Annotated in this window: 12 protein-coding genes and 1 tRNA gene; 3 read left to right on the forward strand and 10 right to left on the reverse strand. The window is 34.1% G+C overall.

Annotated features, from left to right (window positions below; translation table 11 throughout):
- From OD90_RS03220 to OD90_RS03245, 6 genes are all read right to left on the reverse strand, one after another.
- Entirely contained in the window at positions 1-339 is a 339-nt protein-coding gene (locus OD90_RS03220; protein ID WP_261374457.1) for a helix-turn-helix domain-containing protein, read from the reverse strand.
- 350 nt (positions 340-689) lie between these two features.
- Positions 690-3,977 (reverse strand): type I restriction endonuclease subunit R, encoded by a 3,288-nt coding sequence (locus OD90_RS03225; protein WP_144666487.1) that lies wholly within the window; start codon positions 3,975-3,977, stop codon positions 690-692.
- A 9-nt stretch (positions 3,978-3,986) separates the two neighbouring features.
- Entirely contained in the window at positions 3,987-5,654 is a 1,668-nt protein-coding gene (locus tag OD90_RS03230; protein ID WP_144666490.1) for a DUF262 domain-containing protein, read from the reverse strand.
- On the reverse strand, positions 5,644-6,219 hold the full coding sequence (locus tag OD90_RS03235) for a hypothetical protein (RefSeq protein WP_144666493.1): 576 nt from the start codon (positions 6,217-6,219) through the stop codon (positions 5,644-5,646). Before OD90_RS03235 ends, OD90_RS03230 begins: the two co-directional genes overlap by 11 nt.
- On the reverse strand, positions 6,203-7,492 hold the full coding sequence (locus tag OD90_RS03240; protein WP_144666496.1) for a restriction endonuclease subunit S: 1,290 nt from the start codon (positions 7,490-7,492) through the stop codon (positions 6,203-6,205). Before OD90_RS03240 ends, OD90_RS03235 begins: the two co-directional genes overlap by 17 nt.
- Positions 7,479-9,611 carry a class I SAM-dependent DNA methyltransferase gene (locus tag OD90_RS03245; RefSeq protein WP_144666499.1) on the reverse strand — a complete coding sequence of 711 codons (2,133 nt, stop codon included), beginning with the start codon at positions 9,609-9,611 and terminating at the stop codon, positions 7,479-7,481. Before OD90_RS03245 ends, OD90_RS03240 begins: the two co-directional genes overlap by 14 nt.
- Positions 9,612-9,887: 276 nt before the next feature.
- Here OD90_RS03245 and OD90_RS03250 point away from each other — a divergent pair, with 276 nt between their 5' ends.
- Positions 9,888-10,247 carry a hypothetical protein gene (locus OD90_RS03250; RefSeq protein WP_144666502.1) on the forward strand — a complete coding sequence of 120 codons (360 nt, stop codon included), beginning with the start codon at positions 9,888-9,890 and terminating at the stop codon, positions 10,245-10,247.
- A gap of 182 nt (positions 10,248-10,429) precedes the next feature.
- Here OD90_RS03250 and OD90_RS03255 read toward each other — a convergent pair whose 3' ends face one another.
- Complete coding sequence (locus tag OD90_RS03255; protein ID WP_144666505.1) at positions 10,430-11,761, reverse strand: hypothetical protein; 1,332 nt, start codon at positions 11,759-11,761, stop codon at positions 10,430-10,432.
- A gap of 900 nt (positions 11,762-12,661) precedes the next feature.
- A tRNA-Ser gene (locus tag OD90_RS03260) sits at positions 12,662-12,746 on the reverse strand.
- Between the two features lie 240 nt (positions 12,747-12,986).
- Between OD90_RS03260 and OD90_RS03265 the strand changes: the two genes are divergently transcribed.
- Positions 12,987-13,403 (forward strand): BLUF domain-containing protein, encoded by a 417-nt coding sequence (locus OD90_RS03265; protein ID WP_144666508.1) that lies wholly within the window; start codon positions 12,987-12,989, stop codon positions 13,401-13,403.
- 72 nt (positions 13,404-13,475) lie between these two features.
- On the opposite strand, the gene ychF is transcribed toward OD90_RS03265, so the two are convergent.
- On the reverse strand, positions 13,476-14,570 hold the full coding sequence (gene ychF, locus OD90_RS03270) for a redox-regulated ATPase YchF (protein ID WP_144666511.1): 1,095 nt from the start codon (positions 14,568-14,570) through the stop codon (positions 13,476-13,478).
- A 254-nt stretch (positions 14,571-14,824) separates the two neighbouring features.
- Here ychF and OD90_RS03275 point away from each other — a divergent pair, with 254 nt between their 5' ends.
- The gene (locus OD90_RS03275) at positions 14,825-15,415 is read left to right on the forward strand and encodes a hypothetical protein (protein WP_144666514.1); all 591 of its coding nucleotides are present in this window, start codon (positions 14,825-14,827) and stop codon (positions 15,413-15,415) included.
- A 66-nt stretch (positions 15,416-15,481) separates the two neighbouring features.
- On the opposite strand, the gene OD90_RS03280 is transcribed toward OD90_RS03275, so the two are convergent.
- The gene (locus OD90_RS03280; RefSeq protein WP_144666517.1) at positions 15,482-16,291 is read right to left on the reverse strand and encodes an alpha/beta hydrolase; all 810 of its coding nucleotides are present in this window, start codon (positions 16,289-16,291) and stop codon (positions 15,482-15,484) included.
- Between the last annotated feature and the right edge of the window lie 312 nt (positions 16,292-16,603).

Consider the following 16,603-nt stretch of genomic DNA (forward strand, 5'->3'; position numbering starts at 1 on the left):
TTAAGCACTCACACCACAAGAGGCTCTTTTAAGTAGCATATACTCCCCTGCATTTTTAAACGCTCTTACAGAAGTACCTGTATAGCGTTTAAATGTTTTTGAGAGGTGACTTACATCTGTAAAGCCTAACTCATCTGCGATTTCAGTGAGGGTAAAATCTGAGTTGAGAAGACGTATCTCTACTAGTCTAAGTTTGGCTTTCATAATATACTCACGCAAGGACATCCCTACTTGTTTTCTAAAAAACTCACTTAGGTAAATGGCTACGATCACTTTAAGTGGGATTCCATATGTAAGCCCTCCTACGAGGTGGTTTCCATAGAAAGTGACAACGAGCAAGTAATCGCTACGGTAGCCGTGAGTTCGCTACGGTTTAAATTTTTAAAGAACAATCCACTCACCTGCAGCCACAGAATATATTTTAAACGGTAACATCACTAAGCTTGAAGAAATCACCTGCATCGATGTAAACTGAGATATGTGGCAACAAGAACGGGACTCCCTAGTAGCCTGGACCGCCCGCAATCACCCTGAGCTAAATAATTTTATTAATGACCTGAGTATGAAAGGTGCGATAAAGTATAAGAAAGCGATGGAGTTGTATGTAGGGCGTGGTGGGGAGTGAGATTTAATGAATCGTAAATAACTTCCAACTGAAATAATGAAAATTTATTGAAAATCTATTCTAACTATGCTGCAAAACCTCTGCCTTGTTCGGCTAATTGATAAAAATGTTGAAATATAACATCTGTCTTTTCTGCGAATATATTTCTATCATACGACTGTGGTAAGTCTTTATTCAAAATTTTCTTAATTTCTTGTCTTACCATTTCTTGAGTAGCCTTTTCCTTATGCCATTCTTGGATTAGAATTTTGTTTTCGGCATCAAATAAAATTACTAATAACTCAGTGGCAGCAAGTTTAACATTCTTTTCTTCTTCTTTAGTTAATTTGTCTTTCTTTAATAAATCAAAAAGTTCTTGTTGTTCTTCCGTCATACCGCTTTTTGCAGCACGTTCTTGCTCTTCAGACATATTTTCTGCCTGTTTCATTAAGTCTTCATAAGCTTCCTCAATAGATAAGCTTCCTGAGTTATAATCTTCTATGATTTTTTCAAAACTTTCTAAAAATGATCCTCTAGTTTTATTTTGAGCTAACATTTGTTTTAGTTTTACTTCCATAAGTTCTCGCAAGTCTGCAAACTGAATATATTTATGTTTCTTTTCTGGAAACTCTGCTCTTAACTTATTAAAATCTAACTTACTTAAATCTATTTGCTTAGAGTTACTTATAATATAATCATTTGTTTGTTCTTGTAAGTCGCCTTTACCCACTACACTAGTATCTAATAGAGCATCTAAGTTCTTTTTAGCTCTTTCGATTGCTTCATCTTGATCAACATGGCGGTCTACAACTTTTCGTAGGTATTCAAACACATCTCTAGCCTTTTTTATACTAGGAAAACCATAGATTTCAGGCTTAGCCGAATCATATAGACTCGCAATAGTATTCACAAATAATCCTAATTGCTTCTTATACTCATCCTTTTGAAGTATTACGTTTGCGTATTCTTGAAACAATTCTACTTCTTTAAAACCTTGTTCTCCTAAATCTAAAATGGCATCCATATCAAAGCCTAAACCTTTGCAGTACATTTTCGTTTCAACAATGGCTTGTTCTAAAAGCGCTAATAAATCCTCAAATTCTTTTACTGGAAATTCATCTTCATCATCAGTTGTACTCTTCCCTTTTGTTCCTTCAGCATAATCTGCTAAAGCTTTTTTGAGATTTCTAAATACACCAAAGTAGTCTACAACCAAACCGTTCTTTTTTCCTTCAAAAACTCTGTTTGCTCTTGCAATAGTTTGCATTAATGTATGGTTCTGTAATGGCTTATCTAGATATAGTGTAGATACTGCAGGAGCATCAAAACCTGTTAACCACATAGCGGTTACAAAGACTATACGATACTCACTATTAGGGTCTTTAAAATAATCTTCAATATTACGACCATCTTCATCTGGATGATCCATTAACTTTCTGTGTGGTGTAATATTAAGTCCCTCTTTCTCGAAGACTTCTTTTTCTTCGTTATCAGAACCTTCCTGACTGACTACTGCAGACATTTTAGTTTCCTCCATAAATGTTATTGCTTGTTTGTAGCGTTCTTTTATTTCGGAATCTCGTTCTCTAGCAATTTTCTTTCTTAAGTCTTTGATTTCTTCTTTTTGTGCTAATTGCACAAAATCATACATTCTAACTGCAGTAAACTTATCAATACAAACGACCATTGCTTTCATGGGTTTGCGCTGTTTTTCATCATTTAAAACATCTAAACGGTACGGATAATGTTGTACTATATGTTTTGCAATTTCTTGCAAACGGTCTTCTCGACGCACTACTTGTAATAAAGTAGAATATTCTCTATCTAATTTTTTCTTTTGCTCTTCAGTAAGGTTTTCATTTTCTAAAATCTCTGCAGCTTCACCTACCAAATCTTCATTAATCTGTTCTACTCTTGGAACCGATTTTTTATAATATAATGGCACTGTGGCTCCATCTTCTATACTTTGTGCAAAGTTATATTCTGACACATATGGGCCAAACCAATCTTTAGTCAACTCACTTCGTAGCAGAGGTGTGCCTGTGAATGCTATATATTGTGCATTTGGTAATGCAATACGCATATTTTCTCCGTAACCTTTATATTGTGATCTATGTGCTTCATCTACAATTACAATCCAGTTGTCACGCTCTGTAAGCTTTGGATAGGTTTTCCCTTTCTCTATCCCAAACTTGTGTATTAAACTAAAGACGTAAGATCTGTTTGATTCTAAATATTCTCTTAGCTTATTTCTACTACTAGGTCTGTAATAGTTTTCTTTCTGTTCTTTAGTTTCTAAAACAACTTCTGTCTCTTGAAAATTTCGATAAATTTGACTATCTAAATCAGTTCTATCCGTCACAATTAAAAAGGACCAATTACCGGGTACTTTACGTTCTATCTTTTGAGAAAAGAAAATCATGGAATATGATTTTCCTGAACCTTGTGTATGCCAAAAGACACCTAACTTCCCTTTATTATCTTCTTTGTGTAGCAAAGACTCTATAGCATTATTAACTCCCAAATATTGGTGATTTTTTGCTATAATCTTCACCTTGTTTTTATGATACAATACAAAGTTTTCAAAATAATCCAATAGATTAGCTTTTGTGCATAAACCTTCTCCAAACAATTTTAAGCTTAAACGTGTGTTAGATGACGAACTTTTAGCCTCTACCTCTAACCGTGTTAATTGACTGTTTGATATTGCTGTGTCTTCTAATTTTACCCAAGAGAAAAAATGCTCCCATGGTGCATTAAACGAGCCAACCCTAGTTTGAATACCGTTAGAAATACAGACTAACATATTGTACCAAAATAACTGAGGTATGTCTCTTTTATAACGTCTTAAGTTTATGTCATAACCACCTTTTACTTTTTCAGTTGCGTTTTTAAGTTCAATCATTACTAACGGTAATCCATTGACATATAGTAATAAATCTGGTCTTCTGGTAATATTTTCGGTTTGTAAATATTCTATACTTAATTGAGAAACTACTAAAAAATCATTATTCTTTTCTTTTTCAAAATCCAATACTTTTACATAGCCATTTTCTTCTCTTCCTTCCTTATTTTGATAAGATATTGGAACACCCTTTTTAATTAAATTATAAACCTCTTTGTTAGCAATAACAGGCGTTAAACTTGCTCTACTTTTAGACAACTCATCTATTGCAAATTCTATACATTCATTTGGTAACGTATCATTTAGTCTCATTAATGCAGTTCTTAAATCTTCTTTTAAAACTACATCTTTTAGGCTGTCTCTACCAATAAGTTTTTTCTCCCAAGCATCCTTATGAGTATAACCTAGCATTAGTTCAAAAAATTGAATATCTGCTTCTTCTATATGTGATTCGTTTATAAATGCCATAAACTAATTTTAAATTGTATTCGGATTCCAGTAACGTTTAGCAAAAATTACAATATCATCTTGTCGTTTTTTTATTTCAACTTCAGTCCAATTTTCTTTGAAAGGTTCTAATTTCTGTCTTTGGATTAAAACCGAGCTAGTAGATCTTTCTTCTGGTAAATTATTACTATCACTTGAGTTTCTACTTCTAGTTGCTAAGACTAAATTCCCTATGTTGTTTAAATATTTTTCGTTAAACTCTTTTGAGTATTCCAACTCATCTGGTTTTTGTGGTGTCCAGTGATCTAAAGTATTTTGATATTTAAATTTACCATAGGTATTTGCAAAATCGTTATAACTCATTGCTGGCTCACGTATTTCATGACTCGCTCTTAAATCATTCTCGTATTTCCATAGTAAATACCGTGTAGATTTGAAATAGTGATAGTTGCCGTCTAAACTACGCTCAAAATCCCCTGTAAAATTCCAATAGCCCTTAAATCCATGATTTGCATAATGCAATAAAGAATTTTCTAATATTATTATATCACTATTATAATCTAAGGCAATTTTATGTAACAAATTTGTTCTATAATTACCAACAGTGTACTCCATTTTAAATAAAATTATTTCAATTAAACGAAGTGATTTTCTAAAGTTTTCTATATCGTGAAAGTGGAATAATTTTAAAATTAAAGGAAAAGCGTTGTATTGATCTAAATACAAAACATCGCCTAATAAACTTTCTTTGTTTTTAGATCTTTGGATAGCAACTACGCTTGAAAAACTCTTTTTTAAAGCAACCGAAAAGTCTTTAATCCAATTACTTTTATTGTCTTGTTTTTTTAATTCCTTTTTTACACGTTCTAATGAGGTATCATTATTTGAAACAAATGCAATGGTATGATAATTTAGAATTTGATCTTCATCAGCTATTTTTATGAGTTCTAATGACTGATAAATGGTCTCAAATTCCTTTTCAATATACGTTATATCACTGTTAGGGTTTTTACCTGAAATAGTACAATCTAAATAAATATTGAACATTAAAAATGACTTCAACTTCTCTAACTCGGTTAAGTCTTTTCCTCTGTCGTTCTGAAATGTAAATAATTGTGTAGCTTCTGCTTTATCTGAAACAGAGTCTGTAGTTATTTTAGCATTTTCAATTAAATCTTTCCAATATATAATATCTTCAATGGAAACTTCTTTTTTGTTTAATTCGGAAGTAAAAAACTCAAATGCTTCTAAAATTCGTTTTCTAGATTTGGTATCTGCTTTATCTTGTACTTGTCTGATAACGATATTTTCAAAAAAATTATTATCATAGGTTACTGTGCAATATTTTTGGTTGCTATCTGTATTTACTAAATATTCATTATAAATATTAGTAGCTACATTGTTATAAGCTTCAATATCTTTTAGTTTGTTATACACACAAGCTAAAAATACAACTACAGTAGTAAGTCTTTGCTGACCATCTATAATCCAAAATTTGTTTTTGTTATGCTCGTCTTCTTCAAATAAGAAATGACCTAAATGATATTGTTTTACAGATGCTGGATGCTCTTTAATATCTTTAAAAAACTGTTTTATTTGCTTGTCTCTTTCCCAAGAATAAGCTCTTTGGTAATTGGGTACTGCAAATAGGTTTTTACGCGGACTAAAAATGTCGCTTACTGTTGATTTATAATCCATTTGTTAGTGAGTTTATGTTCTCATCTTCACACAAAATAAAAGTGATATTAGGAAACTGACTTTTTTTACCTTGAAACCAGTTTTCATGACCTAAAAGTGCTGTTTTATTAAAAGCTATAATGCCTTTTTTATTGTCACTAAACTTTCTCAAATCACTTCTCATTTTTTGTTGAAAATAAGTAGGTGCTGTATTAAATGCTTCACCTATAATTACTTTATTATCCTTGTCTATTACCGCGATATCATCTCCAGCATGATTACTCAGCTTTAGTTTTACGCTTTTTACATGAAACTTTCCAAACAACAATCTTGCTGTTTCTAGTAATACTAAATCTGAATAAATACGATTACTAATCTCGTAAAAAGTTATGTCTTGATAAGGCCCAAATGTTATTCTAGCTCTTTTGGCAAATAGCATGAAAGCCAACGTATCTTTTTTTGGAATCGTAAACTTATTTGTTTTAAAACTCTGATAGTATAAAGCAGTGGCATTCTGCAATTGCTCTAGATTCATAGCTTCTTTAAAAGCCGCTGATAATAAAAACGTGTTACTTCTTTGTTTCATAGACTGTACCTGGCTCCGCAGCCATATTCATATCTATCTCTCCAACCTCCAAACCCTCCACACTCAACTTACCACTAATTAAACGTGGTAATAATAAATCTCTGGTTTCTTGAAGCACTATATTTTTATCAGATAAAGTGTGTATTTCTTTAATCATTGGGAAAACCAATTCTTCAAAATATTCTAATAAATCATCAGAAGGTTTATAAATTGAATAATTTTGAACTTCATTCCAAGAAATCGTAGGCATTTTAGTTCCATTACTAAAGTTAACCGACCAATTAATGAAGTGATTACTAAAAAATGTAAAAAGAGAATAGCTTCTGTAAATCTCTTTTTTAGGTCTGAAAATTAAAACTGAAACATTAGTGATCCCTTTTTTATTAGCGGAACTTACTTTATGAAAATAAGATCTAATTGAACCAAATAAAATATCATTCTCTTTGAAAATTATTCTTGAGGATTCTAATTCATTGGAATCTCCAAATTGTGGTACAACAAGACTTTTTCTAGGCATTCTAGACAAGTCAAATATTCCTAGATGTGAATGTTCTTCTTCCTTGTATTTGTCTTTAAAATTTCCAACAATATCTTTAACTGCCTTTTTCTCCCACCCCTCAGGAATCCCACCTTTTGTACCATGTGCTACTTCATTACCCTCTTTATCTAAAAAATTGGTGTTTTGATAATTAGGAAACCGAAAACGTACAAACCATTCTTTGTAGATTTCGGCTGCCATGTCTTCCAAAAGTGTAATGCGTTGGTTGTTGTTTTCTATTAAATCATCATAAGCAGAAAGGATGGAGGCTATTTTTTTTTGTTCTTCAAATGAATGCACGTAAATAGGCTTGCTTAATAATTTATCAAGGCTCATATTATCTTGAGTAGTTCCTTGAGAAATAGCTTTTAATTCAATTTGAATGAAATCTAAATAATACTTAACATATTTTACATCAGAAACTCTTTCTTTAGGAATAAAAGCAACAATACTATCTGGAAAACAAGCTCGTATTTTTAAAATAGCGGTATCTGCAATATTTGCAGCAATAGTTATTAGTAAAGTATTTTCTTCCCAAAGTTTGCTTTGAGCTAAACCTTTATCGTTATAGGTTTCTTTAAAATCATTTATATATAAGTTTGCAGCTTTTACTTCGCCTGTTTGAATAAACGGGTATTTTCCACCGAATAATGATTGATCATTTCTAGGTCTATGTCTAGACCGTCCTCTCCCGACAAACCCTAATTGATCTAAAGTCGTTTTAGTTAATTTCATACAGCAAAGACTTTAGGTTTAGTTCAATTTTATTTTCCAGTCCTAGTGATTCTTCTCCAAGTCTTTTAAATTTGAGATTTTTCTCTTTTAGAAATGTGGTGTATTCTTCAATTGACATTGAGATTTCTTCAATCTCCACTCCAACATAACGTCCTGCATTTAAAGAATAATCTTGTTCTTCAACATATTCAGTTCTATCAGCCATTTTACATAAACCTACCACATCTTCATATTTTGCTTCTGGAAAACGTGATTGTAGCCAATAGATATTTGTAACCCAATAGGCAGCATACTCTGTGGATTCTAAATATAGTTGTAATGCTTCTTCTAAATTTTTATCAGCTTTCACTAAATCGTAGTTACTCCAAACTTTATCCGTTTTAAGTTTCAGGTTTTTGTCTGCTATTTTGTAAAGTTCTAAAAGGGTATTTACATCTTGTTTTAAAGCATCACTTTCAAGCTTGTTTTGTGCAACATTCCATTGTAAATGTTCTGCTACTTGCAATTGCTCTTCGTTATCTCTTTGCGTACTTTTTATAGGGTGTGCTAGGTTATTTAACACCTCTTTATTTGCTTGAGGCGTAGTGCGCTTAAAGTTTTCTATTAGGTTAAAGAAATTGGTTTCTTTTAAAGCTTTGGTTTTTGCAGGTGTGCGCTTGCTGTCTTTTGTTTCTTCAATGTGCTTTTTCAGGCTTTTTATCACCTTCTCAATTTGTAAGACTAATGCTTCCTTAGCAGGTTCAATTTTAATTTCAGCTTGGTCTGCTGCTTTTATATAGGTATCAATTAACTGTAAATAGCGGTTAGTTTCACCACGGTACAAACGTACTATAGCTGCTAAATTTTGTTGATTTTCTTGAGTCCACTCTCTATGGGCTCTATCTATTTGGTTATATACGTTACGCGCATCTAAAAACAATATTTTGTCTTTACGCTCTGTATTCACTTTCTGCTTATCGAAAAACCATAAAGTAGCAGGAAGAGTTACCGTTAAAAACATATTGGTTGGCATACTCACCATACAATCTACAATCCCAGAATCTACGATGTTTTTACGAATATCGTATTCTGAGTTTCGAGCATCAGAAGCTGAGTTAGGCATTACAAAGCCAGCCCTTCCATTTTTGTTTAATGAGGTAGCAAAGAGTGATATCCATAAATAATTGGCATCACTTATTTTATCATCTTTCTTACCCTTGTTTTTTGGTAAACCATATTTGTAAAAACGCTCATCGTTTTTAACCGTACTTTCTTTTACAGACTTTACGTTAAATGGTGGATTTGCCATTACGAAGTCGAATTTACCAAAGCCATCATAAGGATCGCTATCGTAAGAGTTGGCTTCTGTAATTTCACCACGTAAATTGTGTACTAATAAGTTCATTTTAGCCAAACGCACGGTTTCTCCCATGTATTCTTGTCCGTAGACATAGATATCGTTTAGGTCGTGACCTTCGTGTGCAATAAAATCGGCAGATTGCACAAACATACCACCAGAACCACAAGCAGGATCATAAATTTTACCTTTGTAAGGTTCTATAAGTTCTACAATAAAACGTACTACAGACGTTGGCGTAAAGAACTCACCTCCTTTTTGTCCTTCGCTCATGGCAAATTTACCAAGGAAGTATTCATAAATTTTACCAAATATATCTCCAGAAGCATCTTTAGGAATGTCTGAGAACGATTTTAATAGTTCAGGTAAAATATCGTCTTTCTTTTTTTCTATCTCAAAATACGCCTCTGTAGGTAATACATCTTGAAATTTAGCATCTTGGTACTTTTCTATACCTTTCATAGCATCACGTAATGCTTCTGCTCGTTTGTTTCCTGGCAACTTCAATAAATGATCGTATCTAGCATTTTCTGGCAAGTAAAAACCACAAGTAGCCAGCGCCACTTCTTGTATAGTGCGTTCCATACGTGTGCCCTTATCTTTTTGATAATCTGCTAAAATTTTAGCTTCGTGCTGACTATATTTATTTTCGGCAAACTTTAAGAAGATTAGACCTAAAACTGGTACCGCATAGTCAGATGCTTTTAATCCACCATGTGCACGCATAGCGTTTGCAGAGTTCCAGAGTTTGTCTTCTAAGTTTTTTAATTGATCGTGATTCATATATTAAATTGAACGAGATTTAAGCTTTAAAAATACAAGTTATATATTCTATTTTTCCTAACGTTACGGTGATCCGCACTATTAGAAATAAATTTAATATAAACTTAAATTAGAAGTAAAATTTAAACTTAAATAATAGTATGAAATAATCAGTAATAGCCACACTTACCAAGCACAAAACAATCATTATGTACTCTCAAATTGTATTTTAATGCCTATTTTTCAACAAAGAAAAATTATATAACTACTTTTCACCATCAAACCTAACACCACCCAATGACCATAGAAGACTTAGCGGGCACATACACCACCACAGGAAGCAACCAAAGCCTAGATTCAGCAGGCTATGAGGGCGAACTCACACTAGCGCTAGATGAAAACAAAAGAATTATTGCTACTTGGCTCATAAGTGGTGATCAGCGCCAACAAGGAACTGGTTTTTTTAAGAATAACATTCTGGTGATTAATTTTAATTATGAGGGCGATGACGAGACTATCTATAAAGGTGTCGTCGTCTATCAATGCATCACCAAAGACTTACTAGAAGGTTTCTGGTCAGAAAAACACGGTAATCCGCGATACCTAGGTAAAGAAAGCTGCTATAGAAAGGGAGTGCATAAGGAGGTGCTTCATTAATAATTTTTGTAAGTAACTCGTGGTAACCTTTTTCTGATTCCGCTATTATATTCACCAAATTATATTTGATATGTAATACTGAAAAACTTACATTTCAATTGAAAATGAGGATTTATTTACAGTAAAATATCAGTGAATAATATATACAATTATAAACCCCAATTGTTTTTTTTACTTTAGATTTAATTTACTTCATTAGACTTTGGCTTACTAAAGTTGTAAGTTATCCCGAAGAAGTGACCAAAGCCAAATTTATCAGTCGTTGGTACCGTATTATCCGAGCCTAAATCATATGGTGTGGCTCCATCTGCAAGAAAATTATCATCTAACTCATTGACCTGACCCATTGTCAAGCCACCGTGAATTAGCCACCTTTCATTTTTACCCAATATTATCCCTGCACCCGTAACAATTTGGAATTTTTGATTGCTTGTTAATATAGTTCCAAAGTTAAATGTAGGTCGTATCCAAGTGCCACCTCTAGGTGATATATTTACCAATGCACCAAAACCAAAATCATATTCGCCGTTATCTATCTCGCTTATGGTACTCATTGTACCATCGGCATTCTGAGTTGTTCTGTACTCTTTATCAAATAATGATGTAATAAATCCACCACCACTAACGTCTATTTTCAAGCCACCTTGAAGCCATATCTTATATGTATATAACTCTGGTGTTTTGCTACTTTTACCTTTTTCTTGTCGTGTTAATTGAATTTCTACGTAATCAATATTATCCCCATTCAAATCTATTGGTAATAAGTAGGATGGGCTACTTATGGTATAAAGGAGTTGTATCTTTTTATCCAGTTTAACTAATACCTCAAATAAATCAAGCATTCTTTTATCATAATCTGCTGAATTTTTGAGCAAACCTTGGCTTTGTTCAAGATTTAATAAATCCTTTTTAAGTGGTTTTATAACTTCTGTGAAATACAATCTTTGAAGTTTGAATTTATCAAAATTTAGTATGTCCTGACTTTCTTTCAAAGTAATAAATTCATTAACTGACTCTGATAATTCGTAAATTACAGTTTCTGCTTCTTCTAAATCTTCTTTAAATTTTTCTTCGTCTACATCCCCGATAAGAGTTTCACTAACCAGTTGTTCTGTTTGAGAACTTTCTTCCGGCTTTACAATAGAGAAATTATCTGTTCCGAAAATATCAATCTTATTATAAGTCAGCTTATAATCGTACTTAAGTGGATTACCATTTATTAATTTTATGGCAAGTGGATTTTTATTGGAGACAACCAATCTTTTTTTTCCACCCGAATGAGTAATACTGTTTTTGTCTGGGGAAGAAAGATTAATTGTAATTATTGTTGTCTCAATCCCATCAGTTTTAGGTATAAAAGTCGATGAGGTATCAATAACTCTTTTGCGTTTAGCAGTTCCTTTTAATTCTAATTCTTCTCTTAATTTTTCGATTTTACTTTTTCGTTCTTGTCCTGAAACAAAACCAATAAAGAGAAAGAAGACTATACTTGTAAATAGTAGTTTTAATTTCATTCTAAAAAATTTGATGGTTAATAATAATTATCTAAAGTTAAATTATTTATGTAAATTAAAAATACCCATTGATGGGTATTTTGTTACACTAGAATTTCTTCCACACAACATCCATCAGTTTGCAATTGTTCTAATTGAAGTTGAAGATCTCATACCTCAAGATGAGTGTAGTGAGCTAAACTTATACTTATTGTTTTCTCTATTTCCACTACCATCATCATAACATTGGAGATTTGACAATGTCCAATTAGATAAATTTTCAAAAGTTAAATTTGGAAGATTTTAATTTTTTGAAGTATATGCATGACAACTTTAATAGCGGAGAAAGAGGCATTACCAGCTGTGATCCCAGAGGGGAATCCTAGGCAAGCATAGAACCTTCAACAGGCGCTGCTCGTTGGGTTGTTTGTTTTCTATCACTACTTTCAAGCGGAGGTTACTTTACAATTAAGTTCTATAAATAGTAAGGATTACCTGCGATAATCCCAGAGGGTGATCCTGGGCAAGCATGAAACCTTCAACGAGCGCTGCTCGTTGGGTTTTTTTTTCTACCCCTACTTTCAAGCGGAGATTACAAATAATTAATTGGTGAAAATAGAAAAGGGATTACCTGCGGTGATCCCAAGGGGGAATCCTGGGCAAGCATGAAACCTTCAACGAGCGCTGCTCGTTGGGTTTTTGTTTTCTACCCCTACTTTCAAGCCTAGCTTGACTAGTAGTAATTGATAAAAATTAGAAAGGGATTACCTGCGGTGATCCCAAGAGGGAATCCTGGGCAAGCATGAAACCTTCAACGAGCGCTGCTCGTTGAGTTTTTTGTTGTATCCCTACGCCTTCCAAGCGCGCTTGGGGCTAGGGATACAACAAAAAACCCGCAACATACGTTGCGGGTTTCTTTTGCGGAGAAAGAGGGATTCGAACCCCCGGAGGTGTGACCCTCAACAGTTTTCAAGACTGCCGCATTCGACCACTCTGCCATTTCTCCTTGAGTGCCTCATCAGGTATTCCCTGAATGCGGGTGCAAATATACACTGCTTTTCTAATTATGACAAAAAATTAGAACACAATTTTAAATAAAATTTTAGTTATTAAAACACCTTACTCACTATCAACAACTTAATAATAGCACTCTCCCCTACCATTTTGCGATAACGGCACGATTATCTTGTATCACGGCAAACAAAACAAATGTGAGCACGTATGTTTAGCTTGAAAAAGAAAAACTATGACATCCCAATACACTATCTGCTATTTTAGTAAGGCAAAAGAAGACCTACCTATTCACCATGTAAAAGAGATTTGTGAAAAAGCAACCGAATTGAATAATAAAATCGGAATATCTGGCTTTATTTTTAATTCCCTAGATAATTTCTTCCAAGTACTTGAGGGTGAAAAAGAAAAAGTGCTAGACCTTTATGAAAATCACATTAAGAACGATCCTAGGCACCATAAAATTTTTGAAATTGTACACAGGGATTCCCAAACGCCCCTATTTGCCCAGTACAGTTCAAGATTTCAAACACTACAGAATAGTGAGCAACTTAATAGTTTAAAATCATACTTAAAAAAACACTCAGTAGATGTAAAGACATCAGACAAAATCTCAAACATGTTGAAGTCTTTTGTTATACTTGATTACTAGCTTGTAACGAGAACCAATAAAAAAGCCTTTCTATAACAGAAAGGCTTTTTTTATATATTTTATCACGGTCTGCTAGACGTTAAAGAGGAAGTGCATAACATCTCCATCTTTTACAATATAATCTTTTCCCTGCACCCCAAGCTTTCCGGCCTCACGTACTTTTGCTTCACTTCCGTAAGAGACGAAATCTTCATACTGAATGACCTCTGCGCGTATGAAACCTTTTTCAAAATCTGTGTGAATGACTCCAGCAGCTTGTGGTGCAGTGGCTCCAATGTTTACCGTCCATGCACGTACTTCCTTAACCCCTGCAGTAAAATAAGTCTGCTGATTCAGTAATTTGTAAGCTCCGCGTATTAAGACTGCACTACCTGGCTCTTCTAGACCTATATCTGCAAGAAACATCTGGCGCTCTTCATAGTCGTCTAGTTCGGTAATATCTGCCTCTGTACCTACGGCAAGAACGATCACCTCTGCATTTTCATCTTTTACCGCCTCACGTACCTGAGCGACGTATGCATTACCATCTACAGCACCATCTTCATCTACGTTACATACATACATCACAGGCTTGTCCGTGATAAATTGTAAAGGTTTTACGAATTCCTCACGTGTATCGTCATCAATCTCAATGGCGCGTACAGAAATACCCGCCTCAAGACCTTCTTTTATTTTTAAAAGGGCTGCCTCTTCTGCCTGTGCTTCTTTATTACCTGTGCGTGCCGCTCTTTTTACTTTCTCTAGCTTTTTATCTGTCGTTTCAAGATCTTTTAGCTGTAACTCAATATCAATCGTCTCCTTATCGCGTATAGGGTCTACACTACCATCTACGTGTACAATATTGTCATTGTCAAAACAACGTAACACGTGCAGTATCGCATCTGTCTCACGTATATTTCCTAAGAATTGATTCCCTAAGCCTTCTCCTTTGCTTGCTCCCTTCACCAGTCCTGCAATATCAACAATCTCTACCGTTGCTGGTACAACTCTTTCTGGGCTTACCAATTCTTCTAACTTCTCAAGACGAGGATCTGGTACATTTACCACACCCACATTTGGCTCTATCGTACAAAACGGATAGTTTGCACTTTGTGCCTTGGCATTTGACAAACAGTTAAAAAGGGTTGATTTTCCTACGTTTGGTAATCCTACAATTCCGGCTTTCATATGATAATGTGTGTTAGTACGCTTTCGCGAAAGCGTAAATACATAAATTCACGGTTCTTTTTTTGGTGTGCAAAGATAATTCTAATTTTCAGATTTGTGTGACTAAAGATCAGAAAGCACAAAACAGCTGAAACTTGTGTTAATTTAAGTTAATCACTCGCTCCTATTGTAAATTTTAGTAAAGTGTTACCATAGGGTTATACCTACTTAACAAAAGTTGCGTTTACATTTGTAGCACTTTAAAACATAAGACAATGAAAAAAATATTTTATACGGCAGCATTTGCGTTATTAACAGTAGGAGTTGCACAAGCACAAGAAAAAATAGAGAAAACAGAAACAGTAAGAACGACCGTAAAGTCTTCTTTAGGAAATGAAACTGTTTACAAAACGACAAAAGAGACACAACTTACACCGGTAAAAATTGCCCCAGGACAGGAAGGTCAGGAAAATCAAGTCCAAGAGCGCGGTAGAACACTAGTGATGCGTGAAGTAACCTATACGTATAATGATACTGACTTCATGTTAGAAGAAAATGATAATGGATATACCATCATGAGAACTCGTGAAAACGATAAGTCTCAGTATGGAACGATGCGTAGACTCTCTAAGGGTGATACTTATCTAACAAAAACAGCAGACGGGATTTCTGTAAGTTACTTTGATGAAAATGGAAATATGATTTCTGAAAAATATAATGATGAAGATGATATTGTAACAACCGTTACGTATAAGATGAAGCCTACGAAGATGAGCTCAATGAAAGATATGAAGGCTCAGAAGATGAAGGCTATGAAGGAGAAGAAGAAAATGAAATCAAAAAATAAAGATACTGAGAAGTATTAGTCACATTTGATAGACAACTTTGGTTGGTTAGATCCCCGATATGAAAATATCGGGTTTCTTTTTGCCTTATTTTGAAAGAGTAGCTTCTATGGTGTTTGTATACGTGTCAAATTCTATAAGGTTGTTATGCCCCCCTCCTAGAATAGTCACCAGTCTTTTCTCGTTACTTTCTATTCCTTCATATAACCGCTTTGCGTGCGTGTAATCTACTACCGTATCTTCTGTACCATGTAACACAAGAATAGGTGCGCTTACCTTATTAATAAACTCAAACGTAGGGAAACGATACTTAAGTAGGCGTTTTACGGGTAAAAAAGGAAACCTTGTGCTGGCCTCATTTTGTATGCTATAGAACGGTGTTTCTAAAATTAATTGCTTTACCCTATTTTGTGAGGCTACGTACGTAGCAAAAGTAGTACCTAAACTGCGACCATATACCGTAATTGCTTGATTAGGATAGGTTTTTTTTACAAAGTCATACCATGCTAGACTATCTTCATAAAGCAATTGTTCAGATAATGAGCCGCTACTTTTACCGAATTGCCTGTAGTCCATGACCACGACAGCATACCCCTGCTTTACAAAGTACTGTACAATCTCGCCCCACCGCGCTAGACTGCCCGCATTCCCGTGATAATATAAAAGTGCTCCCTTAGCGTTTTCTACAGGAAAATGAATCCCGTGTAAGGAGGCTCCATCACTTCCCGATAACCAAACTTCTTTAAAGGGGGTGTCAAATATAAACGTATAGTCCTCAGGTAATGGCTGTGGGTGGAATAATAGATTGTCTTGAAAGAAAAACAATCCCCCTGATAGTATGGCGTATAAATTTCCGATAATAAATAGTACAATCAACGGTTTCTTGAGCTTCTTCATAGATAAATATCTCCTTGGGTCATCTTCATGTAAAATTACTTACTTCTCACAAATTGTACGACCAGGAAATGTGATTTAAACAAGACCCGAGTAAGCAAAAAATGAAAAGCTATTTAGAAACCTCTTAATCACAGGTGCTACAGCTTTATGTTACTCCCACGATATATGATTCTTTACAGAACTATATGGAAGAGCTTTCACTAAGGCTACTGAAGCCACCTCTATTATATTTTAACAGATTCTAACATTCCTTAACAGATTTTTAAGAATAGAAGACCTACTGCACCTTATCTTAGATGCATACAATCAAAA

It is taken from the genome of Dokdonia sp. Hel_I_53, assembly GCF_007827465.1.
Taxonomy (GTDB): Bacteria; Bacteroidota; Bacteroidia; order Flavobacteriales; family Flavobacteriaceae; genus Dokdonia.

Coding starts and splice junctions, on each gene's coding strand:
- OD90_RS03225 (WP_144666487.1), bottom strand. CDS start 3,977: ATGGCATTTATAAACGAATCACATATAGAAGAAGCAGATATTCAATTT.
- OD90_RS03230 (WP_144666490.1), bottom strand. CDS start 5,654: ATGGATTATAAATCAACAGTAAGCGACATTTTTAGTCCGCGTAAAAAC.
- OD90_RS03235 (WP_144666493.1), bottom strand. CDS start 6,219: ATGAAACAAAGAAGTAACACGTTTTTATTATCAGCGGCTTTTAAAGAA.
- OD90_RS03240 (WP_144666496.1), bottom strand. CDS start 7,492: ATGAAATTAACTAAAACGACTTTAGATCAATTAGGGTTTGTCGGGAGA.
- OD90_RS03245 (WP_144666499.1), bottom strand. CDS start 9,611: ATGAATCACGATCAATTAAAAAACTTAGAAGACAAACTCTGGAACTCT.
- OD90_RS03250 (WP_144666502.1), top strand. CDS start 9,888: ATGACCATAGAAGACTTAGCGGGCACATACACCACCACAGGAAGCAAC.
- OD90_RS03255 (WP_144666505.1), bottom strand. CDS start 11,761: ATGAAATTAAAACTACTATTTACAAGTATAGTCTTCTTTCTCTTTATT.
- OD90_RS03265 (WP_144666508.1), top strand. CDS start 12,987: ATGACATCCCAATACACTATCTGCTATTTTAGTAAGGCAAAAGAAGAC.
- ychF (WP_144666511.1), bottom strand. CDS start 14,570: ATGAAAGCCGGAATTGTAGGATTACCAAACGTAGGAAAATCAACCCTT.
- OD90_RS03275 (WP_144666514.1), top strand. CDS start 14,825: ATGAAAAAAATATTTTATACGGCAGCATTTGCGTTATTAACAGTAGGA.
- OD90_RS03280 (WP_144666517.1), bottom strand. CDS start 16,291: ATGAAGAAGCTCAAGAAACCGTTGATTGTACTATTTATTATCGGAAAT.